This window comes from Paenibacillus sp. FSL W8-0439, assembly GCF_038008995.1.
Taxonomy (GTDB): Bacteria; Bacillota; Bacilli; order Paenibacillales; family Paenibacillaceae; genus Paenibacillus; species Paenibacillus polymyxa.
Map to the genome: position 1 here is coordinate 3,142,775 of NZ_JBBPAK010000001.1, position 25,791 is coordinate 3,168,565.

Here is a 25,791-nt window from a genome sequence, read left to right on the forward strand (position 1 = left end):
TTATGTGGTTAATCTACTTTTTTAGACCTACGTGGTGGTGTTTTCTTGAGTATAACGATGCCTAGGGGTGGAATCGTCACCTCCAAGCTGTGAAGCTGGCCGTGGTAAGGGATTTTGGAAGTACGTATCACCCCAGAGTTAAGCTGACCACTCCCCCCAAAGTCCTTATGATCGCTGTTCAGTAATTCCATATAGCTTCCTGCCTTTTGCAACCCAATTCGATAATTTTCTCTTGGCACAGGTTGGAAATTAATGAGGACAACCAGCGTGTCTCCTGCTTTTTTGCCTTTACGTAAATACGTAATCACACTCTGTCCGCGGTCTTCAGCTTCAATCCATTGATAGCCGTCCCACGAATGGTCCAATTCCCATAGTGCCTTCTCCTGAAGATATAAATGATTCAGTGCTTTCGAATATGCGTGCAGAGACCGATGACTGTCATAGTCCAGCAAAAACCAGTCAAGCTGATCCTCATCCTTCCACTCAATAAATTGACCAAATTCCCCTCCCATGAATAAAAGCTTTTTACCTGGTGAGGTCATTTGGTAGCCAAGAAGTGCCCGTAGTCCGGCAAATTTTTGTTCATAGGTGCCCGGCATTTTATCAAGCAGCGACTTTTTACCATGCACAACCTCATCATGTGACAATGGCAGTGTAAAATTTTCGCTGTACGCATAGGCTATGGGGAATGTCAGCAAATTATGGCGATCGGGTCGTTGATCAAACTCTGATGCCATATAATCAAGTGTATCGTTCATCCAACCCATATTCCATTTGTAATTAAAACCGAGTCCTCCATCGCTTACTGGGGAGGTCACCATCGGCCAAGCGCTGGACTCCTCTGCCATCATGAGTGCGTATGGATAATAGCGGAATACCGTCTCATTCAGCTGTTGAAGGAAGGCGATAGCCTCCTCATTTTCAATCCCTCCCTTGGAATTGAGACAATATTGTCCATCCTGCTTTTCAAAATCAAGCCGTAACATGCTCGTCACTGCATCTACACGCAGACCATCAATATGGTACACATCCATCCAGAACAATGCATTGGAGATCAGAAAAGAACGTACTTCTGGCTTGCTATAATCAAATGTCAGGGTTCCCCAGCCGGGCTTTTCCGCAATTAGCGGGTCTGCGTATTCGAACAGCGGCGATCCGTCAAACCGTCTCAATCCATGAGCATCCTTGGCAAAATGAGCTGGAACCCAATCCATAATCACTCCAATTCCCGCCTGATGGCAACGATCCACCAAATACATAAAATCATGTGGTTCACCATAACGGCTTGTGAGTGCAAAATACCCGGTGAGTTGGTAGCCCCAGGAAAGGTCATACGGATGCTCACTCAGCGGCATCAGCTCAATATGTGTATACCCCATATCTGTTACATAAGGCACAAGAAGCTCAGCCATCTCCCTGTATGTATAAAACGTACCATCTGCTTTTTGCTTCCAAGTGCCTAGATGAAGCTCATATATATGTAGAGGTTTACCATATGGTGCTCTACGTTTACGGCGCCAAGCTGCATCATTCCAAACATAACCATCCAATGAAGCTACCACTGACGCCGTAGCCGGTCTTACTTCAGCACGTACGGCGTAAGGATCTGCTTTCAGAAATCGTTCACCATTTGGACCTGTAATGTCGTATTTGTAAAATGTTCCTTGGGATATCCCCGGAAAAAAACGACTCCAAAAACCGGATTTGGGAACCCTATATAAGGAATCCTGTTCCCCATTCCAGTTGTTGCGATCTGTAGCAAGCCCGACATGGAGAGCATGAGGAGCCCAGACTGTAAAACGAACGCCCTGTTCTCCGTTCTCCACAGTAAGGTGGGAACCCAAAGATCGGTAGCTGTGATAAAGCGTTCCTTCATGAAACAAATAAATATCTTCCGATGATATCGTCTGTTGCGGAAGAGTTTGGTCTGTCATCACGTCACCACCCTTTTATGTTTTGTGAGTAAAAATGTATGAGTCGGTAATGCATTCGCTTTTGGGTCAAAGCTGACCTGAGTTATTACCCCATTCTAGCCACAATGAACAGAAAAATGACTAGGAAAAAAATAAACCTTAGTTTTTGGGGAATCTTATATACCTGATGGTTTCAAGAGTACCCCATACCGTTTATGTATGTACTACAACAGACAACTAAACCGGGAGGGAAACGAAATGTTTAATAAAGAATGCATTGCCATGCTGCTGGCAGGCGGAGAGGGACGCCGTCTTGCTCCCCTTACTTCAACGATTGCAAAACCCGCCGTACCTTTTGGCGGTCATTACCGGATCATCGATTTTCCTCTCAGTAATTGCGTAAATTCAAACATTGATACTGTAGGTGTACTGACGCAATATGAGGCGGAATCCTTGCACGAACATATTGGGGATGGGACTCCATGGGGCCTTACAAAAACGGATGACAAAGGAATTACCCTGCTTCCATCTTATAATACAGGTAACGCTGAATACTTAGGAACGGCAGATGCTATTCATAAGAATATCGAATATATTGACAGCCAAAATCCAGAGCATGTGCTTATTTTATCCGGTGATCATATTTACTATATGAATTATCGCGAGATGCTGAACTACCATAAGGAAAAAGGAGCTGCGGCAACCATTTCTGTCATGGAGGTTCCTTGGGATGAAGCACACCGTTTTGGTGTTATGAGCGCCGATGAAGATCTGCGTGTCACTGAATTTGCAGAGAAGCCGGAGAAACCCGAAAGTAATTTGGCCTCTATGGGGATTTATCTTTTCAAATGGGATTACTTAAGAAATTACCTGTTGGAAGACGCACAGGATCCTCAATCCAGTCATGATTTTGGCAAAGATATCATACCTAAAATGCTGGCGGACCAAGAATCTCTATACGTTTATGAATTCCAGGGCTACTGGAAAGACGTAGGTACAGTTAAAAGCCTATGGGACTCCCACATGGACCTGCTCCATGAAAATTGCGCAATTGACCTTCAGCGTCAAGACTGGCCGATGTACACACGTGAACGCCGCACAAGGCTGAGCGCGCAAAAGGTGCCTGGTCGTAAAATGCAGTCATTGGACAGCCTCCTGCATGATTCCTGCCAAGTAGAAGGCCAAATTGAGCGCTCTGTAGTGTTTAGTGGCGTCGAGGTGGGAAAAGGCTCATCCATCAAGGAAAGTATCGTTATGCCCGACACACGTATTGGGCGCAACGTGCATATTGAGCATGCCATTATCGGTGAAGGTGCTGTGATTCGTGATGGTGCTGTGATTAAAGGTAATCCGAGCGAAATTATGGTTATCGGACCCAATGAAACAGTATTTGGTAAAATGGCAGTACGGCCGCAAACTACACGTATGCTAAAAGAAGCCTATGAGCGTAACACACGCTTGCGTGCAGAAGGCTTTACTTCATAACTCTCCCTAAAATTTCAAACAGCCAGCCCTCCAATATAGTGAGGACTGGCTGTTTTTTATTACCTCTTACAACTGGTTTTAAATTTGCCCTTCCGAGAGTTGTGGTGGTTCCACGGATGACTCTGCTTGCAGAGCAGGCAATGAAACCGTAATAGTGGTTCCAGCTCCCAATTCACTTCTGATGAGCATCTGACCGTGATGACGCTCAACAAACTGTTGCGAGATTGCCAATCCGAGACCCGTCCCCCCATTTTGGTGGTCTACCTGGAAAAAGCGATCCCTTACTCTGGCAAGGTTTTCTTCACTAATCCCAATCCCCGTATCCTGTACCGATATCTCGATATTACCCTTAATGCGTTGAAGAGACAAATAAATAATCGAGCTTTCATGCGAAAACTTGATAGCATTATCTACAATGTTCAAAAATACCTGCTTCAGACGGTTACCGTCTCCATGAACGAGATAAGCCGTTTCCTCGGAATCCAGTTGAAGCTTGATCTGCTTCATTTCTGCCTTTGCCCATACGTTCAGCATAATTTCCTGCAAAAGCTCTCGAAGATCAACTGTTCCCATCACGAGCTTCATGGCATTTTGCTCCAGTTTGGAAAAATCGAGAATTTCCTCCACTAAGCCAATCAGTCGATCCGTTTCCTTGGAAATAATCTGCATCCCAATTTTCGTCTCTTCCGGGTCATATCCGCCAGAATTTAACGTTTCACTCCAGCCCTTAATCGAAGTAAGCGGAGTACGCAACTCATGAGAAATGGAAGAAATAAAATCATCCTTGATTTGATTGGTTCGGACAATCTCCTGTGCCATGTAGTTCAACGTCGATGCCAATTCACCCAGTTCATAGCGATAATCGCCTTTGATACGTGCATCAAATCGCCCCTGTGCCATCTGAGCAGATACATCGCGAATATTGTTAATCGGTCTGACAATGGAATTGGCAAGCCCTGTGCTTACTATAAATACAATAATCAGTACAGCTGCCATGATTCCCACCGAAAATAATGTAATGATGAATAATTTATCATTTACTAATTCCAACGAAGTCGTATACCGGATAATATACACCTGATCTCCGACGATATTGTCCAGTTTCTGAGATACCGCCATCACCTGCTGTCCCGTGCCGGGTTGCTTTCCAATCCATTTGCCCGTATCTCCAGCTAAGGCTTGTGTCACATCACTGGTTTGCACACTTAGATCCGCAGCAAAATTTGTCGAGTTATCAATTACATTTCCCTGTTCATCAAGCAATTGTAATTCAGTGAAGGGCAGAGAAAATGTATTCAACAAATACGATTGCAAAGACTGTTCTGGCTCTTTGAATTTGGATGCAAATTCACTTACCGATTCGATACGGCTTTCGATGTGTTTGTAAATGGAGTCGTAATAATACGACCGGAGTGCAAACATAAAAATGACTTCTACTAACAGAAGCGCCAAGAACACTACGAAAAAATAGTGAAGCACAATCTGTCGGCGAATCCCCTTTTTGATCATTGAGACTGACCTTTCCATTTATATCCATGTCCCCACACGGTTTGTAAGAAAGCCGGCTCGGATGGATTGTTTTCAATTTTCTGCCGCAGACGTCGGATATTCACATCTACAATTTTCGGATCGCCCATATATTCCTTGCCCCATACGTGGTCAAGTAGCACATCTCGGCTAAGCGGCGTATTTTCTTTCTCCAGAAAAAACTGAATCAGCGAAAACTCTGTCGGTGTCAGTTCGATCAGCTGTCCGTTTTTCTTAAATTGCTTAGCTATCAAATCCAGCGTGAACGGACCGGACTGGAAAGACACCTTGGCTGCTGTTTCACGATGTACATTTACACGACGCAATAACGATTGGATACGTGCAATCAGCTCTGTCGGGCTGAAAGGCTTGCTCACATGATCATCAGCCCCTACAGACAAGGCATACACCTTATCCTGTTCCTGTACCTTGGCTGTCAGAAAGATAATGCCAATACGCTCATTCGTTTCCCGAATTCTCCGACAAACCTCAAAACCATCCATCCCAGGCACCATCACGTCAAGCAGCGCGATATCAATATCCCGCACCGTGTTCAAAATATTCAGAGCCTCATGCCCATCTGCCGCCTCCAGCACCTCAAAACCGTTACGTTTCAAGTTAATAACGATAAAGCTACGGATCGATTCCTCGTCTTCCATGATTAAAACTTTACTCACTCTATTCTACCTGCCTTTCCCCCATCTTGTTTTTAATGGTTTTACGTGGTTCCAGCTCGCTGGATCGCTTAATGCCAATTACCTGTGCGTTCGTTCGCCACAATTGGCTATAGCCTTCATTGTTTCGCTCCCATTGTGACAATGAGAAAAATTTAATTTCCGCTATTGTTTTGTCTGTATCATCCAGAATAAACCGCAAATAGCTGTCTTTCCTTGAAACCTTCGGATCAATAGTCACCTTGCCATGCAGCTCTTTCGGCAGTCTGAAGTAGACCTGTTCATTAGAATCACGATACTGTTGCTGCTTGAAAATCGTCCCTTTGGCCCCATCCCACTGATAGAACGATACAAAATAAGGAACTTCATCCAGCGGCCTGTTGCTCCAACCTTTAGGCTTCTCTAAATTCCCAAATTCGAGAATACCGTCACCATCCACATCACCACTGGCGATGGTAGCATCCTTAAAGGTAACATCCATAAGATTGAGCTTTCTGAGTTTGCCGTGATCCATCACGATAACATTGGAAACCGTAGTTGTCTCGGCAATCTTTGTATCAATAATGATCCCTTGCCTACCTTGGGCTACCTTACCAGCGACGACATTGTAGACGCCTAAAGCCTGACTGTCCAATTCCAACGACCCGATCTCCTTAAAGGTCCCTCCGCTGAACTGGAATGTTTTCACGGTAAAAAATTCATTACGACGGAGCAAGATAATCGTCAAGTCATTCAGATTGTCCCCGTTCAAATCCATCTTCTTATGGTTAAAATCGTCTACAACGAAGTCCGTATAGCCCGTTGCATATATTTTTTCCAACGTTCCTCCAGTATAAGAGTATACGATGAGGCCCTTCTGGTCCCCGTTCTCACTACTGTCTCCGCTCGAAAAACCTGCTACAATATCAAGCGTACCGTCATTGGTTAAATCCACAAGCTTAAATGATTCCAACACCGTGCCTTCCCCATCAAATGTAAGCTTCTTTACCCACGTGCCGCCCTGATCTTCAAACAAGGCACCATGTATCTTTACGCTCTCATCTGGTGTTTCATAAAAGAGCACCGCTTCATCTATACCATCATTATTCAAATCTCCCGTCCGAATTGGCGTAGGATCATCCGGATCGTTCGGCCTTAAAGGCTGTACCGCCCCTAATTGCGTATTTACTGCTCCATTCAGCTGTTGTTTCTCATCAGACATCGTTGGTGTCTGCATCAGCGAAATCGGATCGCTAATCACATTACAGCCGCTTAAAAATCCAGCAAGGAGCAGCAAGGAACAGCAGCACGCCACCATTTTCAACAGCATTTTTTTCACTTCTCTTGCCGTCCCCTTCACAATTTGTTCTTTTCTGCCTGTGTCAATCGTCTTCCCTGGATATCAAACACCAGCTCGCCCTCATTCAGCCCCCATATTCGGGAAGCAAAACGTTCAGCCATTTCCAGCGGCAGTACAGTAATGATTGTTACTCGTTCGTCAGAACACAGCTTGCGAAAGGTTTCCAGTACATGCGCTGCTGAGGCAGGATCAAGTCCATTTACAGGCTCATCAGCTAAAATAACCTTAGCTCCGTGAACGAGAGCACGCGCTGTGGCTACCCGCTGCCGTTCGCCGCCGCTGAGCTTGTCGCATTTATCATGCGCCTTATCCAGCAAACCCAGATCCTCCAGAACATCCATCGCTCCCATATAATCGTCGGAACGCACCATACCAGTAACCATTCTCCACCAGGGGGTCTGACCCGATCTGCCAATGAGCACATTTTTAAGAGCGGTCCGATTCATATTAAGATGCGGATTTTGCTCCAGATATGCCCATTCCTGCTTTAATTTCATCTTGCCTGTCCACCCGGATTTCAGTACATCATTGCCTCCTACAATTAAACTGCCTTCTTCCCAAGATTCATGTAAAGCAAGACAGCGAAGAAGTGTCGTTTTACCGCTTCCGCTTGGCCCCACTATAGCAATGAATTCACCCTGATGAATTTCAGCATCAATCCCTCGAAGCAACGGGGTACGTTCAGGCCCCACGTGCTTGGTCAGCTTCCGAATTTTAATCATCTATGATTCCCCTTTGTCCGCCATCAATACATGTTTATATTTTATAGTAATTGTGAAACAAATACCATGCAAACCGCAGTTTTAAACCGCCGGTACTCTTTTTCGGGAAAACAGACCCAACAATCCGAAAACAATGTAACTACCTCCAAGAACTAGAAACATGCTGCCTTGAGTTCCAATGTCTAGCAACCCTCCGCTAATATTAGGTCCGACCACACTTCCCAGATTAAAATGAAAGGATGCCAGCACATTTGCAGCCGCCAAAAATGATTTGGGCAACAGGTCAGCTGCATAGGCCAAACCGAGTGAGAAAAAGGAGCCTACCAATCCACCTGCGATGGTCAGCAATACCAAAGTGAACATAAAATGATTACCACTCCAGGGTAGCAACATAAAGGTCAATCCTCCCGCTATACCTACGCTCATTAGCACTTTTTTACGTCCCCAACGGTCACTTAATATACCCAAAGGCAGTTGCAACACTAAGCCTCCCAAACTAACGAAAGGCAGCAAAGCAGCAATTTCATCGGTATGGAAGCCAATACGCAGGCCATAGACTGGAAAATTACTGTTCAGGCTCGCTTCCATATAACCGTATAGAAATGCAGGCAACAGAGCATACCATGCCCAGCTATAGCTGCGTCGGAATCTTTGTGCGGGACGCGCCTCAGTTTCCTGCTTCTCCGGTCTGGAGTCAGGTAGCTTGATTAACACTAACAGCAACACAAGCAAGCACAAAAAAGCCAACGCAGCAAATGGAACCAGCATTCCATAATCGAGTAGCCATAATCCCAATGGGCCTAATGCAAAACCCAGACCGTAAGACATACCATAAAAGGAAATGTTGCGGCCTCGATTCTCTGGTGGAGTTACTAGCAATATCCACAACTGCGCAGAATAGTGCAACGCACTGTCTCCAATACCTACGAGCAGACGCAGTACGAACCAAATCCGAATATCAGGAATTAGCGGGAACAGCAGCAGCGTAATGAGCACAAGCACAAGACCACCGGCCATCAGCTTTTTGAACCCCAGCCATCCCAAAGTCCGTTCAGCCACCAGTGTCATTGCAAATGAACCAATATACAGTGCAGCCGCGTTCATTCCGTTTAGCGAAGACGAAACACCCATTTGTTCCAAAGAAATCGACAAAATAGGTAATAGCAAACCCTGACATAATCCAGCAACAATAATAACTGCAATTAAAATAAAATAATGAACACGTAACGACGACGACATCCTAGCTCCTCCTGCCCGAACAATTAAATTATTAACATCATAAAATGAATGCTTAGAAATGATTTGCATTTGATACCATAATCAATAATAATTCTTATCACGATGTATACCATGACCATCTGAAAAATCGGTATATTACATATTAAGATGTTTTTAGCGTTAATTTTAGTGTATTAAAGAGAAAAAGAAAAAAATCGCCATCTGAGATGACGATTTTACGGATAGAGCTAGTCTGGTATGTATCCGACTCCATTTGGTGAAGAGCCTCGTATGTTCAATCCGACCAAGTTCACGTCACAACGCACTATTTCATATTATAGTGGACAATGCCCGGCAGAACAAGCCATAATAAATAAGTGGGCAATTTCAAAATGCTCATGTTTTGCTTATGGACGGGCTTTATTTACGTTCACCGCTCTGGGCTAGAAGACAGAATAGGAGGCATTTGGTTCCATGAGTTATCAAATTAAAATAGACACTTCTCCAATTTATGAATTGCTCGGCAGCTTTATGGCCTATGTAACTAAAAAGTGGGTCCAAGATATGGACTTGGGCCATGAATGGATCGACAAGGTGGATGCACGACTACAACAAGAAGTTCGTACTGAGCTTGCTACAGCTCAGGATTGCCCTTTTAGCGATTATGACGCACTCTATGCCTGGGCGTTGCTTCGACCGGAGTCAGATGAAATATCCGACTATATTTCTTACTTGGATCACGGACCGGACAAGGATATGTTTGAGCTGCTTGTTCCGCATATTCCTTTTTTAACCTTTGAAGAATCTTTACGCATTCGTAAGGTATATGCACCACTCCTCAGATTGTGGGATCGTGATTATTTTCGGACCTTGGAAGGCGAACTGCGTGTGTTGGCAGAAGAAGACGCTGCGGAAAAGCGCATGCTGTTAAGTAAAATGGAACCGGAAGCACTTGTTGAATATGCAACAGCCGGGCTAGTCGTCCCACATATGGAAGATCTCGATACAGTGGTGCTGTTTCCGGTCGTCCATAATCGCCCAATTAATTCATATTGCTTTTATACCCGTACACTGCTGATCCAGTATCCGGTAGATATTCCCGAGGAGAGTGAGGAAGAACCGCCTACGCTTCTACTACGGCTTACTCGTGCTGTCAATGATCCGCAACGACTGCGCATTTTGCGTTATGTAGCTCAAGGTCCTAAGTCTCTTGAAGACATGCGTCATGATTTGAGACGATTGGAAGATACACTTATGTCTGATATGATGATTTTGCGTGTGGCTGGCTTGCTCCGCATCCACATTGGACGCTATCACAAGGAAAAATTCAGCATCCGTCCCGACGGTGCGGCTGATTTGCAGGTATTTTTGGAATCCTATATTGGATTGTAATTTGAATCGCAACTTTAGTTATAAACCGAACACCGTTAAAGCTTTGGCTTGGAAGGAGTATGCACCATGTCGTATCCGAAGCAGCACATTTTATTTGATCTTGATGACACTTTGGTCCACTGCAACAAGTATTTCGATCTTATTCTCAACCACTTTTTCGATTTGCTTCAGGAATGGTTTGCAGCTCATAACCTAACGAGAAATTCGATCCGTGAAAAACAAATCGAAATTGATGTGGCTGGAGTTCATCAGGTGGGTTTTGCCAGCGAGCATTTTCCACAATCCCTAATAGATACGTACCAGTTTTTCTCGGAACAATTTGGACGCCGTACGGATTCTCGGGAAGAGCAGGAGCTTCGCTCGCTTGGCCGAAGTGTGTACGAGCAGGAAATCGAACCGTATCCAGGTATGGCCGAAACGTTAAATTCACTCCAAAAAGCAGGGCATTCCCTTCATCTTTACACTGGGGGTGAGCAGGTCATTCAAGAAAGAAAGATTGAACAAATGAAGCTGGCTACTTACTTTGATGACCGTATCTACATTCGCCAGCATAAAAATGTAGATGCACTGGAAGAAATCATCCAAATGAATCGCTTGGACCGAAACATTACCTGGATGATTGGGAATTCTTTACGCACCGACGTATCTCCAGCCCTTGCAGCAGGTATTCACGCTGTGTATCTTAAGCAGCCCAAAGAATGGATTTACAATATGGTTGAATTGCAAAAAAACGTGAACTCTGTGATGTATACTATACAAAAGCTAACAGAAGTGCCACGGGTGATCCACGAAAGCATACAATTGCATCAACAAAAAAGGACCCTCGGATAGGGTCCTTTTTTGTTCGTGTTTAAAAGGTCATTTAACCTTCACATTCTACTATGATAGACGGACCTAATCTCAGGCATCCTCACGAACGCTAAGTTGTCCTGTTCCTGGCACATCCAGAACAATCCGCGCTTTGACGGTCGATCCATCTTTACGTTTAAAAGACAACAATTGCGTCTGCCCCTTGGCGAGCAGGGACTTGAGCATCGTTTCGGTAATCTGCTTGCCCGCATATTCCTTCCAAATGACAAAACCACAGCCCTGCTTAAAGTGGCTACACCCATACCCTTTGCGGCCTTCAATAATGCTTCCACCGCAATTGGAGCACGGGCAGCTGCCTAACGCCTGCCTTTGGCTTGCTGAAGTATCTGACTGTCCATCAGATGAGCTCCGCACTGCTTGTGTAGTCGAACTGCGACTTATTGGCGCCGATGCTTGCTTTAGCGTAGCACTTCCTGCACTGCTACCGCCTCCTGATGCTGTGCGGTCTCTTCCTTTGGCGGTGGTGGCACGTCCACTCGTACCTACGCCGCGGGCGTTCGTCTTTCCTCCCGAGCGATTACTCCTTGCCTCCTCGCCAAAGGCATTTGCGGGAGCAGGTGGCTGCTGCCTTACCTTATCAATGATGGACAACGTAAATCTTTTAACGTTATCCATAAACTTCTCCTGAGCTGCCTCACCCTTGGAAATTTGATGAAGACGGCGTTCCCATTGACCTGTCATCTCCGGTGAAGCTAATAGATCTACCCCGGCATGACGGATCAGGTTAATAGCCATCTTTCCTTTATCCGTAATCAGAATCTTTTTGCCCTTCATTTCAATGTAGCCGACTTTCTTTAATCGTTCAATTGTGGCGGCCCGTGTCGCAGGTGTACCTAATCCAGCATCCTTCATAACCTCGCGTAATTCCTCATTCTCCATCTGCTTTCCCGCGCTTTCCATCGCTTTAAGCAATGTGCCCTCCGTGTAGCTTTTAGGAGGCTGAGTCGCCTTTTCTTTCATCTCAGCGCGAACACAATCTACCGGACGCCCTGCATCAATTTCAAACTTCTTGTCCGTCCACTCGTCCGTTTCCTCTTCATCCTCTTTTTTGGATGTTTTGCTCTTTTTACCTTTATCCTGATCAGCCTTGCTCAAAACCACTTTCCATCCCAAGGACAGAAGCTCCTTAATATTAGTTTTAAACAGATGCTTGTCCACCTGCGTCATTACGGTATGCATTTTATATTCAGCCGGCGGAAAAAAATGCGACAGAAACCTACGAATAACCAGGTCATATACATTTTGTTCCTCCTTGCTTAGCGTTCCCGGCCTTTTTAACGTCGGCAAAATAGCATGATGATCCTCAACACGAGACGGATTGCAGACCGATTTATTCTGTTTATGGACCAAATTAGGGTTTGCTTGTTGTACCAGATCAGCATAAGGGCCTGTCCCCAGCATCCGTAATGCCTTATGCATGCCGTCTATATTCTGCTCTGTCACATAATTAGAGTTGGTCCGCGGATAGGAAATGACCTTGTGACGCTCATAAAGCGCTTGTGCCACATCCAGCGTTTTTTTAGCCGAATAACCGTACTTGGCATTCGCCTCGCGTTGAAGCAGCGTCAAATCGTATAATTTAAAAGGATACTCCTTTGTCTGCTTTGTATCATATTTGGTAATTTTACCCTCTTTTTCGCGTACCGCCGCAGCGATCCCCTCAGCTTCTTCCGGATTCGTCAGCCGATCACCCTGCCATGCCCCTTTGTACTTAATCTGATCTTGTTTGAACTCAGCCCATACGTCATAGAAGGTTTGAGACTGAAATGCTTCTATTTCCTTTTCTCGATCATGAATTAGTGCCAACACGGGAGTCTGCACCCGTCCTACCGACAGCAAGGTGTTATGTCGTGTTGTGAACGCTCTGGAGGCGTTCATGCCAATCAGCCAGTCTGCTTCACTTCGTGCCCGCGCAGCTTGAGTCAGGAATTCAAACTCCGAGGCATCTCGCAATCGTTCAAAGCCAGTCGCAATACTTTCCGCCGTCAAGTCCGAGATCCACAATCGCTTAACCGGCTGTCGTAGCTTTAACTGCTGCTGAATTAACGCAAAAATATATTGCCCCTCCCGTCCAGCATCACAAGCATTCACGATGGCATTGCAGCGTTTGGCCAGCTCACCAATCATTTTTAGCTGATCTTTTGTTTTCGGATTAGGTACAATTTTGAATTGTTCAGGGATAATCGGAAGATCTTGAATATTCCATCGTTTGTACTTAGCATCGTAAGCATCCGGCTCAGCCAGACCCAACAAATGACCGATCGCCCAGGTTACAATGTATTTCTCCCCTTCCAAATAGGTACGGTTATTTTTAGCACGCGGCTCCATAACAGCGGCAATTGTCCGCCCCATATCTGGTTTCTCAGCAATAATCAACGTCTTCATTCATTCCATTCCTTCCTGACGGCCTTCTGTTTCTCCTCCATGATTCATAGATATACATGGAACGCAAATGAAAACACAGGTTCCCGGCCTCATGCAAAAGGAGCCTTCTCCCGGCGAAAGCTCCTTTGTAAATTCATTTAGTCTAGCGCTTCAACAATGTACGTCTATTATACCATAGATATCATGATTCTCTCAGGTCATGATTTTATGTAACCTTGGAAAAGATCATGTCATCTTCCTTTGGAAGCAATATAAATATGAAGAACCCAAAATAAAACTGTACTATTAGCAAACTCGCGTCATATTAATGTTAACTTATATTACATAATTTGAATTTTAATCTAATTATTTTGTAAAATAAATGTATTTTCTTTAAAAAAGGCTACACACACCATCCTTATTTATGTTATGATTATTTTAGATAACAACTACATGATTAAAAAGTTAATTTTAAGTTAATTTATATAACATTGAGTTTACAACGTTTTGTATACCTCACTAGAAAATTGGTTTCAACAACGACTAGTGATAAAGCTTTAAACACAAATAAAGCCCCATCCTAAGATGGAGCCTTTACTTGATTCGTAACGTAACATAAAAATTTATAATTATACCAAAACAGTAGCACCCATGAGGTATTTATCAACTTCACGTGCTGCTTCTCGGCCTTCATTAATAGCCCACACGACAAGACTCTGCCCACGGCGCATGTCACCTGCAGCAAACACCTTATCCACATTCGTCACATATTTCCCATAACGTGCCTTAACATTGGAACGGCGGTCTGTTTCCAAACCTATTTCCTTCACAATCGTTTGCTCAGGCCCATCAAATCCAATTGCAATCAGCGCAATTTGTGCCGGAAATACGCGTTCCGTACCTGGAATCGGTTGATAGATTTTACGTCCTGTTTCATCGACAATACGTTGAATTTGAATGGTGTGCAGTTCTTTCAGATTGCCATTCTCATCACCCACAAATTTGGTTGTCATGATGGAGAACTCACGCGGGTCTTCTCCGAACAACGCTTTCGCTTCTTCCTGTGCATAATCGAGAGAGTACACATTCGGAAACTGCGGCCAAGGATTCGCAATCGGATCACGTTCCACCGGAGCTTTGGTGTGTGTTCCAAATTGAGTGACACTCCGGCAACCATGCCGCAAAGAAGTAGCTACACAGTCCGAACCTGTATCACCGCCACCGATAACAATAACGTCCTTACCTTTGGAGGACAAATAGTTGCCATCTTCGAGGTTGGAATCCAGATAACTCTTGATGGTGCCATTCAAATAATCCATAGCATAATGAACACCATTCAAATCGCTGCCTTCAATATTGAATTCTCTCGGCTTTGTAGATCCACCGCATAGCACAACTGCATCATAGTCAGCAATCAGCTGCTCAGTAGGGATATCCTTGCCGATTTCCGTATTCGTGATGAATTGGATACCTTCAGCCTCCAGCAAATCTACACGGCGCTGTACAACCTTCTTATCCAGCTTCATGGATGGGATTCCATACATCAGTAACCCACCTACACGATCTGCACGCTCATACACTGTCACGCTGTGACCTGCTTTGTTAAGCTGTGCTGCCGCAGCCAATCCCGCAGGACCCGAGCCAACAATAGCCACTCGTTTGCCTGTACGTTTTTCCGGCGGGTTAGGAACGACCCAACCTTCCTCAAAGCCTTTTTCGATAATCGCTTCCTCAATTGTCTTAATGGTAACAGACTCCCCAATAAGGCCAACTGTACATGAACCTTCACATGGCGCAGGACAGACACGACCCGTAAATTCTGGAAAGTTATTCGTTTTGTGCAGCCGATCTAGCGCTTCCTTCCACAAACCACGATATACGAGATTGTTCCATTCCGGAATAAGATTATGAACTGGGCAGCCTAAAGTTGCTCCCATGAGATCCATCCCCGTATGACAATAAGGAGTTCCGCAGTCCATACAACGCGCCCCTTGGGTACGCAGCTCTTCTTCAGACATATGCTTATGGAATTCTTCCCAATCCTTTATACGCTCTGCCGGGTCCCGGTCTGTAGGAAGCTGTCGTGTGTATTCCATAAATCCAGTTGGTGTAGACATGTTACGTTCCCCCATCTCTTCGCTTATGAACCCCGATCATCCATTCAGAATTCTAATCAAATTCGAACTTGTCTGTTTGTGTTATGAAAGGGTCTGTTCTCATTGAATTTGATTTATTGTATCACAATACAGCGTAAAAGTAATGAAAACTTATGCAACTTTCTGCATCTACAGCCAAAAGGATTTTTTATATGGTTTATTAATTTTTCAAATGAGCTAGGTTGAATTCATCTATTGTTATGCTGTTCTCTCGTAAACAACAAAACGGTAGTCATACAAGTTTTTGTCATCCTTGATACCCGGCGTCTCACTGACTATAGTCCAGCCGCTCCAATCCAGCTCAGGAAACGTCGTATCGCCTTCAAAAGTCTCCTCAATTCGAGTCACAATCAGCCGATCCGCATGTGGCCAAAACAGTGAGTAAATCTCCGCTCCGCCAATGACCATTAGCTCTTCTTGCTGTGCAAGTTGGAGCCCCTTCTCCAGTGTATGGATCACTTCTGCACCTTCCGCCTGATAGTGCTCATCACGAGTCAAAACGACGTTGCGGCGGTTTGGTAGGCTTCTCCCGCCAAAGGATTCCCACGTTTTGCGTCCCATGAGTACTGTTTTATTAATCGTCTGCTCTTTAAAGAAGGCCATGTCTCTGGGAAGGCGCCAAGGAAGTCTGTTATCCCGACCAATCACACCATTTTGTGCCATAGCCCATATCATCGAAATGCTCATCTTTCCACCTCCTCTAATCAGATGGCGACAGGCGCCTTGATTCCTGGGTGATGCTCGTAATTCTCAAAAACAAAATCCTCGTAAGTGTAATCAAAAATGGATTCAGGCTTGCGCAGGATTTTCAACTGTGGCAAGGGATAAGGATCACGCTCCAACTGCGTATGCACTTGTTGTATATGGTTTGAATAAATATGCACATCGCCGCCTGACCAAATAAACTCTCCAGGCTCCAAACCGCACTGCTGTGCAACCATATGCGTCAGCAATGCATAACTAGCGATGTTGAACGGCAGTCCAAGGAATGTATCCACTGAACGCATCGTCAGCATACAGGATAGCTTTCCCCCAGCTACGTAGAACTGGAATACAAAATGACATGGCGGCAATTTCATCGATTCAATTTCAGCCACGTTCCAAGCACTGACAATATGTCGACGTGAATCCGGATTGTTTCTGATAGCTTCAATGACATTCGCAATTTGATCAATATGTTGTCCGTCCGTTGTTTCCCATGCGCGCCATTGCGATCCATATACAGGTCCCAGATTCCCCTGTTCATCTGCCCATTCATCCCAAATGCTAACTCCGTTCTCCTTGAGATAAGCAATATTGGTATCACCTCGCAAAAACCATAACAGCTCATGTATAACCGATTTCAAATGTACTCTTTTAGTGGTCACTAACGGGAAGCCCTTGGCCAGATCAAAACGAAGTTGCCTTCCGAAAACAGATAATGTTCCCGTCCCTGTCCGATCCTCTTTTTTTACCCCGTTCTCTAAAATATCCTCCAGCAATTCCAAGTAGTTGCGCACGTTGTTTCTCTCCTTTGAGCATGAATAAAAAACAGCATCGTCCATTTTTAATTTTGAAAACTCTCGATCTACACCATTAATCTATATTTAGTTTATCATGTAGGGTACTTTTTTGACCATGTACTGTGTGAATTTTCATGATAGTACAATAATCTTAAAGTTTGAAAAAAAGAGACAAAGAGCGCACATATAGCGCTCCTTGCCTCTTTTTTCATGTATGAATCCAAAAACAAGATAATGAAATGGAATTAGCGACGTGGCGCCAATGCGTGGATCGGATGACCCATTACGACTTCTGCTGCTTCCATCACAAGTTCGCCCAGTGTAGGGTGAGCATGGATAGTCAGGGAGATATCTTCAAGTGTAGCACCCATTTCAATCGCCAGACCCAGCTCAGCAATCAGGTTGGAAGCTTCCAGACCTACGATTTGCGTACCCAGTACCAGACCTGTATCTGCGTCAGCTACGATTTTCACAAAGCCTTCAGCAGCGTTCAGGGAAACAGCACGACCGTTTGCTCCGTAAGAGAACTTACCAACTTTGACATTGTAGCCTTTTTCTTTAGCTTGTGTCTCTGTATAGCCTACGCTAGAGCATTCTGGATCTGTGAACACAACAGCCGGAATACATTTGTAGTCTACAACGGATGGTTTGCCGGCAATTACTTCAGCAGCTACTTTACCTTCGTAAGAAGCTTTGTGAGCCAGAGCAAGACCAGGAACAATATCACCGATTGCGAAGATATGAGGAATGCTTGTGCGTCCTTGGTGGTCAACTTTCACCATTCCGCGGTCATCCAGTTCTACACCGATCAAATCCAGACCCAGTTCACCGTCTGTATTTGGACGACGTCCAACAGTTACAAGCAGGTACTCAGCAGTTACTTCTTTGCTTTCACCGTTAACAGAGAATTTCACTGTTACATCTTTATCAGTTTGTTCCGCACTTTCCGCTTTAGCGCCAGTGAAGATTTCGATACCTGTTTTCTTCATGCTTTTCGAAACGATGGAAGTCATATCTTTATCGAAGCCAGGAAGAACAGTATCCATACCTTCAATGATCGTTACTTTGGAACCGAATTTGGAATACATTTGTCCAAGCTCTGCACCAATGTATCCACCACCGATAACGATCAGGCTTTTCGGAATTTCAGGCAGGTTCAATGCTTCAGTAGAAGACAGAATGCGTCCGCCAAACGGGAATGGCTTCAATTCGATAGGACGGGAGCCTGTTGCGATAATCGCATTTTTAAAACGGTAACGTGGTGATTCATGTTCGTTGAATACACGCGCTTCGTTTTCGTTGATGAACATGCACTCACCGTTGAAAACTTCGACTTTGTTGCCTTTGAGCAAGCCGCTTACGCCGCCAGTCATTTTCTTAACAACACCGTTTTTGAATTCTTGCGTTTTAGCAAAATCTACTTTTACATTTTCAGCCGTAATACCGAAAGTTTCGCCATGTTTAGCTGCTTCGTATTGATGAGCTGCAGAGATCAAAGCTTTGGATGGAATACATCCACGGTTCAGACAGACACCGCCCAGCTCAGATTTGTCAACGATCAATACGCTTTGTCCCAATTGTGCGGCACGGATGGCAGCTACATAGCCGCCAGGACCCGCACCGATAACCAATGTGTCAATATCCAGAGAAGCGTCTCCTACTACCATTGATTACACCTCCATTACAAGCAGCTCAGGGTTAGCGAGCAGCTGTTTGATATAGTTCATGAAGTTTTGAGCAGTTGCACCGTCAATAATACGGTGGTCAAAGCTCAGGGAAAGAGCCATTACTGGAGCGGCAACAATTTCACCGTTTTTCACGACTGCTTTTTCACTGATGCGGCCAGTACCCAAAATTGCAACTTCAGGGAAGTTGATGATTGGAGTAAAGAACATACCGCCTGCGGAACCAATGTTCGTGATGGAAATCGTGCTTCCTCTCATCTCATTGGCAGCCAATTTACCATCACGACCGCGTACAGCCAGATCACGAATGGAATCAGCAATCATCCAGATACTCTTACGATCAGCATCTTTGATAACAGGAACGATCAAGCCGTTGTCTGTGTCAGTAGCGATACCGATGTTGTAGTATTTTTTGTAGACAATTTCGTTAGCTTCTTCGTCGATCGAGGCATTCAGAGCCGGGAATTGACGGGAAGCAGCAACCAAAGCTTTTACGATGAACGGCAGGTAAGTTACTTTTGTGCCTTTCTTCTCTGCAATTGGTTTGATACGAGTACGGAAAGCAACCAGCTCGGTTACATCCACTTCATCCATAATTGTAACGTGTGGAGCTGTGTAAGCTGACTTAACCATAGCATTGGAAATTGCTTTACGGATACCTTTAAATGGTACGCGTTCTTCCTCAGCACGCGGATCTGCAGCTGGTGCGGATGGTGCTGCAGCTTTCGCTTCTTTTTTAGCTGGCTCTTGCGCTTTTGCAGCTTCTTTCGCTGCTGGTGCAGCCGCTTGGCCTCCGCCATTTTTGAAAGCTTCTACATCTTCTTTAGTGATTTTACCGTTTTTGCCGGAGCCACTCACTTGAGCGATGTTAACACCTTGCTCACGTGCAAATTTGCGGACGCTAGGTGTAGCCAGCACGTCTTTGTTCGAAGCAGCAGGTGTTGCACCTGGTTGAGTGTTCGCTCCACCTTTTGCAGCATCCTCTTCTTGTTTAACAGCAGCTGGTGCTTCTTCTTGCTCAGGAAGTTCACCCTCAGCAGCGATGACAGCCACAATTTGACCTACGTTAAAGATGTCTCCGTCTTTGGCAAACACTTCTTGAACCGTACCATTAACCGGACATGGAACTTCAACTACAGCCTTGTCGTTTTGTACTTCCATGATAATATCATCATCAGTTACTTTGTCGCCGGGTTTGATGTGCATCTTGATGATTTCACCTTCGTGAAGACCTTCACCCAGCTCTGGGAATTTATATTCAAATCTAGCTGCACCTGCAGCTCCGCCTTGTGCAGCAGCAACTGGCTCAGGGCTAGCAGCTGGTGCTTCCGGTGCATCTTCTTGTTCAGGAAGTTCACCTTCTGCGTCGATGACAGCTACAACTTGACCTACGTTAAAGATGTCTCCGTCTTTGGCAAATACTTCTTGAACCGTACCATTAACCGGACATGGAACTTCAACTACAGCCTTGTCGTTTTGTACTTCCATGATGATATCATCATCAGTTACTTTGTCGCCGGGCTTGATGTGCATCTTGATGATTTCGCCTTCGTGAAGACCTTCACCCAGCTCCGGGAATTTATATTCAAATTTTGCCACGTTTAAAACCTCCCAAATTTACGGTGTGCTTTAATTAAAATTCCAATACTTTATTAACCGCATCAATGATACGTGTTGGCGTTGGCAACCAAGTATCTTCAATTTGAGCAAATGGATAAACGGTATCCGGACCTGCTACACGCAGAACTGGTGCTTCCAGATGCAGGATTGCTTTTTCGTTAATTTGTGCAATAACTTCAGCAGCAACACCGGCACTCTTTTGCGCTTCTTGAACAACGATGGCACGATTTGTTTTTTGAACGGAAGCAACAATGGTATCAATGTCAATCGGGCTGATTGTACGCAAATCAATGATTTCCACTTTAATACCTTTTGTTTTTTCCAGCTCTTCAGCAGCCTTAACTGAAGTGTGTACCATCATACCGTAAGTAATGATCGTTACATCAGAACCTTCACGAACTACATTAGCCTTGCCCAGTTCAACTGTGTAATCATTCTCAGGAACTTCAGCACGGAATGCATGGTACAGGTTCAAATGCTCCATGAAAAATACTGGATCGTTATCGCGAATAGACGCGATCATAAGACCTTTTGCATCGTAAGGGTTGGAAGGAACAACAACCTTAATACCTGGTGTTTGAGTCAAAAGACCTTCCAAGGAATCAGTATGCAGCTCGGCTGCCTTAACACCGCCACCAAAAGGTGTACGGAATACGATTGGAGAATTGTAACGTCCACCGGAACGGTAACGCATACGGGATGCTTGAATCGCCATTTGATCGAGCGCTTCAAAGATAAAGCCTACGAACTGGATTTCAGCTACAGGGCGGAACCCTTGGATACCCAGACCGACAGCAAGACCCCCGATTGCGGATTCCGCCAGCGGAGTATCGAATACACGTTCTTCGCCAAATTCTTTTTGCAAACCTTCTGTAGCGCGGAATACGCCACCTACATGACCTACGTCTTCACCGAAAAGCAGGACGTTAGGGTCGCGTTTCAACTCTACGCGCAGTGCGTCACGAATCGCTTCTTTCATGTTCATTTGTGCCATTTGCTTCATTTCCTCCTTAAACATTGACAGATCAATTTCAGTTCAGGTCAATCGAAAAGCAGACCGGATCGGGTTGCCGCCCGGTCTCTTTCAAGTTCAATTATTTAAAATCAGCTTTTTGTTCTTCCAAATGCTTAGGCGTAGTTTCGAACATGCTATCGATCAGGCCAGGAATTGTCATTTTTTCTGTTTTCTCGGCTTTTTTGATCTCTTCGTTCACTTTTGCCTTAGCTTCTTCTTTTACGCGAGCTGTATCTTCTTCAGTCCAAAGACCTTTTTTCTCAAGATATTTCGCAAAGCGGGCAATTGGATCTTTTGCATTCCATTCGCCTTCTTCTTCTTTAGAACGATATTTCGTCGCATCATCAGAAAGGGAATGCGGACGGAAACGGTAAGTAACGGCTTCAATCAATGTTGCACCTTCGCCATTACGTCCACGCTCTGCAGCTTCTTGAACGGCTTTAATAACTGCAAGCACGTCCATACCGTCAATTTTAACACCTTTAATACCAGCAGCTACTGCTTTATGAGCGATCGAAAGAGCAGCTGTTTGTTTTGAGAATGGCGTTGTGATCGCGTAACCATTATTTTGCACAAAGAAAATAACTGGCAACTTGTACACACCAGCATAGTTCAGACCTTCGTAGAAATCACCTTCGGAAGAACCGCCGTCGCCTGTATATGTAATGACGACTTGTTTTTGTTTTTTCAGTTTGTAGCCCATTGCAATACCCATAGCGTGCAGAATTTGCGCACCAATGATAATTTGCGGCATCAATACGTTAACGCCGTCCGGAATTTGACCACCGTGTTGATGACCACGGGAATACAAGAAAGCTTGATATAATGGCAGGCCATGCCAAACGAGTTGCGGAATATCTCGGTAGCCTGGTGCAATAAAGTCTTCTTTTTGGAGTGCAAATTCACTACCAACCATTGTTGCTTCTTGTCCGGATACCGGAGCGTAGAAGCCGAGACGTCCTTGACGGCCCAAGTTAACAGCACGGTCATCCCAAGTACGTGTAAATACCATACGATACATAATTTCTTTCAATTGATCATCTGTAAGTTTAGGCAATTTATCTTTATTGATAATTTCACCATCCGGAGAAAGCACGGACAGAGCCTCAACTTCCTCTGTGTAAACTTCATAAGGAACCTTGCTCATTTTCTTCACCTCAACAAAAAAATTTGAATATCAAGTTCCGCTGTTATAGGATTATTATACACCTGTTATATCGCTCGCGTCAAAGATTTAGTTATTTTTTTTGAGTTTGCCACATTTTTGTGTATGTAACAGGGTGTGTTTTTTACTATAACAGCTTAGTACATGATTGAAATTTTAAACATCTATTGCAATCAGGGTAATCTTAACTTATTGTGATCCTTAATGCAAAATAATACCCAAGAAAGGTGACGAAAAATGACGGATTCTCGGTATTTAAAACGAACTATCCTTAAAGACGAAGTAGACAGCCGCTTACTTGGCGAAACCCGAATTCTTCGAATTTATTTGCCGCCCGGCTATAATGAAATATTGAGCTACCCTGTCGTCTACTGTCAGGATGGAGAGGAATTCTTTAACTTTGGACGCATTGCAACACACGCCAACCGTCTCATACTGGATGAAGGCGTGGAACCCTTCATTATTGTAGGTGTAGAAGTGAACACCAAAATCAGAACTCAGGAGTACGCTCCCTTCGGCAATCGTTTTGAGGCATACACTGCCTGTTTTGCAGAAGAGATTATTCCCTATGTGGAACAAAAGTATCCTATAAGAAAAGATGCAGCTTCCCGCATTCTTGCTGGAGATTCACTGGGAGGCAGTGTGTCTTTGCATTTGGCGCTATTGTATCCTGAGCTGTTTAATCGTATTATCAGCCTCTCAGGTGCCTACTATGAAGCTTCGCAAGAAATTATTGCCCGTGAGAAAGAACTGTCGCATCTAAATGTTTGGATGACAGTTGGCCTTCAGGAAGATGCTTTTGAGAGTGATACTGGCATTTACAACTTTGTAGAGCTGAACCGTCAATGCGCAGATTTACTGCGCGAGCGGAACGCAGAAGTTTCTTACCGTGAAAAGGATGGCAAACATTTATGGGGCTTTTGGCAAAACGAGTTGCCTGACGCGCTAATGTATTTTTTGGATCGTGCCTGAGTAAAAAACATCCCAGCATGATGAGGAATTGAGCATTGACCTAGGAGGTCATAATGCTCCTTCCTCTTTTTTATGATTTGGTTGCGCTTTCAAAAATGTATAACGAAAAACGGCAACGATTGCCGTCATCTGTCGTTCACATTATAGCTTTTCTTCTATGATCTTGTCCAGCAAGGCTTCGCATCCCGCGTCCAATAATCGATAGGTCTCTTCAAAATTTCCGGTAAAATATGGGTCGGGTACTTCTCTTAACTTTTCTTGGGGAAGCAAATCCATGAATTTTAGAATATCAGCATCAGCTCCACCTTCAAGTTTACGCATATTTCGTTCATTAGAGTCATCCATGCACACAATATAATCAAACGCGTCAAAATCACGATCCGTTATTTGCCGTGCCTGTATGCCTTGTTCGCTGATTCCATGCAGTTTAAGCTGCTTTAGCGTTCCCTCATGCGGAGGATTTCCAATGTGCCAATCGCCTGTTCCAGCCGAGTCCACCCGGATTTCTGCGTCTAATCCCCGTTCCTTTGCCTTATGTCTCAGTATTGCCTCCCCCATGGGAGAGCGGCAAATATTGCCCAAACACACAAACAAAACGTTAGTCATTTCGTTCCCCTTCCTATTCACGTCACACTTCTTTTTTCTGTTCCATTGTAGCCAGGTCCTCCAAAATTGTGCAAGCCATATTTATCGCGGTATACTTAAAATGATCGTATATATGGGACCGTATACAGAAAGAAAGGATGTTGGATATGACGAAAAAACGAGCCATTGTATTTTCAGGCGGTCGTCTTAATGAAGAAGATTTACAACAAATACAACCCGATGATTTTATTATAGGTGCAGATAAAGGTGCCCTTTTCCTGATAGAACACGGTATTACGCCTCATGTCTCTGTAGGAGATTTTGATTCGATTACTTCGGAGGAACAAGAAAGGGTAAAATCAGCAAGCCAACGTATGCTTGCGTGTGATCCAGTACTTAAGGACCTAACAGATACAGAACTCGCTTTAGAAATCGCTATGGACGAACAAGCAGATCATGTACTCATGCTCGGTGTGACTGGTACTCGGATGGACCACACATTAGCCAATGTTCAAATATTAATACGGGCTATGCAGCATCATATTAGTTGCGCTATCATGGACGCACATAATTATATCGAGCTGACCGGATCAACGCTCGAGATCCATCCTATGGGCTATACATATGCATCGCTGATTCCAATGACCGCCGAAGTAACAGGTATACAACTGGAAGGATTTATGTATCCACTTCATAATGCAACCCTTAAAATGGGACAATCACGTGGTGTTAGCAATAAGCTAACGGCTGCAAAAGGTATAATTTCTATTAAAAGCGGTCTACTACTCGTTATTCAAAGCAAGGATTAATTATGACATTGTTGTAACTATTTCAAAAGTTGTTCACCCACTCAAAACCCTTGATTAACAAGGGTTTTTCCGTTTTCACAGGTTCTAGAATCATTTTATTTTTTACAAATTGTAATTTTTAATCGTTTTTTAATAATTACGACGTAAGCCTTGTCCCTCAAGCATTTGAGAGTAGTTTTCCAACTATTAGGTGGCTTCAAAACTGTTATACTCAACGCTGTCAGTTAGTTAGCAACTCAGCAAATTATTGCACAAATCAATTTTTGGAGGTATTTACAACATGAATATGCATAAAATCATAAAAAAGGTAATTATCGCAGGAGTCGCTGCCACGATCGGCTTTGGTACTTTTGCCATTGAGGGAACAAATACAGCACAAGCTGCTACTGCTACTACCGTAGGTCAAAAAGTAATTAACTACGGCAAAAAATATATGGGTACTCCTTATAAGTTTGGAGCTTCCACAAGCACCACACGCAATTTTGACTGTTCTTCTTTCATGAAGCACATATTCAAGAAATACGGAGTCGATTTGCCGCGTACTTCTGTTCAACAATCTAAAGTCGGACATGCCGTATCCAAGGCCAATTTGAAAAAAGGGGACTTAGTGTTCTTTTCAAGCGGTAGCCGTGCCACAGGACGTAACATTACTCACGTAGCAGTATATATGGGCGGAGGTAAAATTTTACACACTTACGGCGGACCTGGGGTGACCATCTCTGATTTAAACTCTGGCAACTGGAAAAGAACATACATTAAAGCACGTCGCGTGCTGTAA

Annotated in this window: 21 protein-coding genes; 6 read left to right on the forward strand and 15 right to left on the reverse strand. The window is 44.3% G+C overall.

Annotated features, from left to right (window positions below; genetic code table 11):
• Positions 1-8: 8 nt before the first annotated feature.
• Positions 9-1,934: a 1,4-alpha-glucan branching protein GlgB gene (gene glgB / locus MKX36_RS13350; RefSeq protein ID WP_330720980.1), complete on the reverse strand. Its 1,926-nt coding sequence runs from the start codon at positions 1,932-1,934 to the stop codon at positions 9-11.
• A 237-nt stretch (positions 1,935-2,171) separates the two neighbouring features.
• On the opposite strand from glgB, the gene MKX36_RS13355 reads away from it, so the two are divergent.
• On the forward strand, positions 2,172-3,398 hold the full coding sequence (locus MKX36_RS13355; RefSeq protein ID WP_017427730.1) for a glucose-1-phosphate adenylyltransferase: 1,227 nt from the start codon (positions 2,172-2,174) through the stop codon (positions 3,396-3,398).
• Between the two features lie 78 nt (positions 3,399-3,476).
• Here MKX36_RS13355 and MKX36_RS13360 read toward each other — a convergent pair whose 3' ends face one another.
• The 5 genes from MKX36_RS13360 to MKX36_RS13380 all read right to left on the reverse strand — a co-directional run bounded on the left by MKX36_RS13360 (position 3,477) and on the right by MKX36_RS13380 (position 8,899).
• The gene (locus MKX36_RS13360; protein WP_016820716.1) at positions 3,477-4,907 is read right to left on the reverse strand and encodes a sensor histidine kinase; all 1,431 of its coding nucleotides are present in this window, start codon (positions 4,905-4,907) and stop codon (positions 3,477-3,479) included.
• Complete coding sequence (locus MKX36_RS13365) at positions 4,904-5,602, reverse strand: response regulator transcription factor (protein WP_016820715.1); 699 nt, start codon at positions 5,600-5,602, stop codon at positions 4,904-4,906. Before MKX36_RS13365 ends, MKX36_RS13360 begins: the two co-directional genes overlap by 4 nt.
• Position 5,603: 1 nt before the next feature.
• Complete coding sequence (locus tag MKX36_RS13370; protein WP_019687406.1) at positions 5,604-6,938, reverse strand: hypothetical protein; 1,335 nt, start codon at positions 6,936-6,938, stop codon at positions 5,604-5,606.
• Entirely contained in the window at positions 6,935-7,660 is a 726-nt protein-coding gene (locus MKX36_RS13375; protein ID WP_340864862.1) for a phosphonate ABC transporter ATP-binding protein, read from the reverse strand. Before MKX36_RS13375 ends, MKX36_RS13370 begins: the two co-directional genes overlap by 4 nt.
• A gap of 81 nt (positions 7,661-7,741) precedes the next feature.
• Positions 7,742-8,899 carry an MFS transporter gene (locus MKX36_RS13380; protein ID WP_031461574.1) on the reverse strand — a complete coding sequence of 386 codons (1,158 nt, stop codon included), beginning with the start codon at positions 8,897-8,899 and terminating at the stop codon, positions 7,742-7,744.
• 453 nt (positions 8,900-9,352) lie between these two features.
• Between MKX36_RS13380 and MKX36_RS13385 the strand changes: the two genes are divergently transcribed.
• A complete protein-coding gene (locus MKX36_RS13385; protein ID WP_045244504.1) occupies positions 9,353-10,270 on the forward strand; it encodes a hypothetical protein in 918 nt (305 codons plus the stop codon).
• A gap of 66 nt (positions 10,271-10,336) precedes the next feature.
• Positions 10,337-11,101, forward strand: a complete 765-nt coding sequence (locus MKX36_RS13390) for an HAD family hydrolase (protein ID WP_016820710.1) — start codon at positions 10,337-10,339, stop codon at positions 11,099-11,101.
• A gap of 69 nt (positions 11,102-11,170) precedes the next feature.
• Here MKX36_RS13390 and MKX36_RS13395 read toward each other — a convergent pair whose 3' ends face one another.
• From MKX36_RS13395 to pdhA, 8 genes are all read right to left on the reverse strand, one after another.
• Positions 11,171-13,525: a type IA DNA topoisomerase gene (locus MKX36_RS13395; protein WP_340864863.1), complete on the reverse strand. Its 2,355-nt coding sequence runs from the start codon at positions 13,523-13,525 to the stop codon at positions 11,171-11,173.
• A gap of 608 nt (positions 13,526-14,133) precedes the next feature.
• The gene (locus tag MKX36_RS13400; RefSeq protein ID WP_340864864.1) at positions 14,134-15,621 is read right to left on the reverse strand and encodes a glutamate synthase subunit beta; all 1,488 of its coding nucleotides are present in this window, start codon (positions 15,619-15,621) and stop codon (positions 14,134-14,136) included.
• A 237-nt stretch (positions 15,622-15,858) separates the two neighbouring features.
• Positions 15,859-16,347: a dihydrofolate reductase gene (locus tag MKX36_RS13405; protein ID WP_340864865.1), complete on the reverse strand. Its 489-nt coding sequence runs from the start codon at positions 16,345-16,347 to the stop codon at positions 15,859-15,861.
• Between the two features lie 17 nt (positions 16,348-16,364).
• Positions 16,365-17,159, reverse strand: coding sequence for a thymidylate synthase (thyA, locus tag MKX36_RS13410; protein ID WP_340864866.1), 795 nt, complete (start codon positions 17,157-17,159; stop codon positions 16,365-16,367).
• Positions 17,160-17,407: 248 nt separating this feature from the next.
• The gene (gene lpdA, locus MKX36_RS13415; protein ID WP_340864867.1) at positions 17,408-18,829 is read right to left on the reverse strand and encodes a dihydrolipoyl dehydrogenase; all 1,422 of its coding nucleotides are present in this window, start codon (positions 18,827-18,829) and stop codon (positions 17,408-17,410) included.
• A 3-nt stretch (positions 18,830-18,832) separates the two neighbouring features.
• The gene (locus tag MKX36_RS13420; protein ID WP_340864868.1) at positions 18,833-20,446 is read right to left on the reverse strand and encodes a 2-oxo acid dehydrogenase subunit E2; all 1,614 of its coding nucleotides are present in this window, start codon (positions 20,444-20,446) and stop codon (positions 18,833-18,835) included.
• Between the two features lie 34 nt (positions 20,447-20,480).
• Positions 20,481-21,461, reverse strand: a complete 981-nt coding sequence (locus MKX36_RS13425; protein ID WP_013371456.1) for an alpha-ketoacid dehydrogenase subunit beta — start codon at positions 21,459-21,461, stop codon at positions 20,481-20,483.
• Positions 21,462-21,561: 100 nt separating this feature from the next.
• Entirely contained in the window at positions 21,562-22,629 is a 1,068-nt protein-coding gene (gene pdhA, locus MKX36_RS13430; RefSeq protein WP_013371457.1) for a pyruvate dehydrogenase (acetyl-transferring) E1 component subunit alpha, read from the reverse strand.
• Positions 22,630-22,884: 255 nt separating this feature from the next.
• Here pdhA and MKX36_RS13435 point away from each other — a divergent pair, with 255 nt between their 5' ends.
• Positions 22,885-23,619, forward strand: coding sequence for an alpha/beta hydrolase (locus tag MKX36_RS13435; protein ID WP_016821912.1), 735 nt, complete (start codon positions 22,885-22,887; stop codon positions 23,617-23,619).
• Between the two features lie 141 nt (positions 23,620-23,760).
• Here the strand turns inward: MKX36_RS13435 and MKX36_RS13440 are convergent, their stop codons facing one another.
• A complete protein-coding gene (locus MKX36_RS13440; RefSeq protein ID WP_340864869.1) occupies positions 23,761-24,225 on the reverse strand; it encodes a low molecular weight protein-tyrosine-phosphatase in 465 nt (154 codons plus the stop codon).
• Positions 24,226-24,371: 146 nt separating this feature from the next.
• Here MKX36_RS13440 and MKX36_RS13445 point away from each other — a divergent pair, with 146 nt between their 5' ends.
• Positions 24,372-25,013 (forward strand): thiamine diphosphokinase, encoded by a 642-nt coding sequence (locus tag MKX36_RS13445; protein ID WP_340864870.1) that lies wholly within the window; start codon positions 24,372-24,374, stop codon positions 25,011-25,013.
• A 280-nt stretch (positions 25,014-25,293) separates the two neighbouring features.
• Positions 25,294-25,791, forward strand: a complete 498-nt coding sequence (locus MKX36_RS13450) for a C40 family peptidase (RefSeq protein WP_340864871.1) — start codon at positions 25,294-25,296, stop codon at positions 25,789-25,791.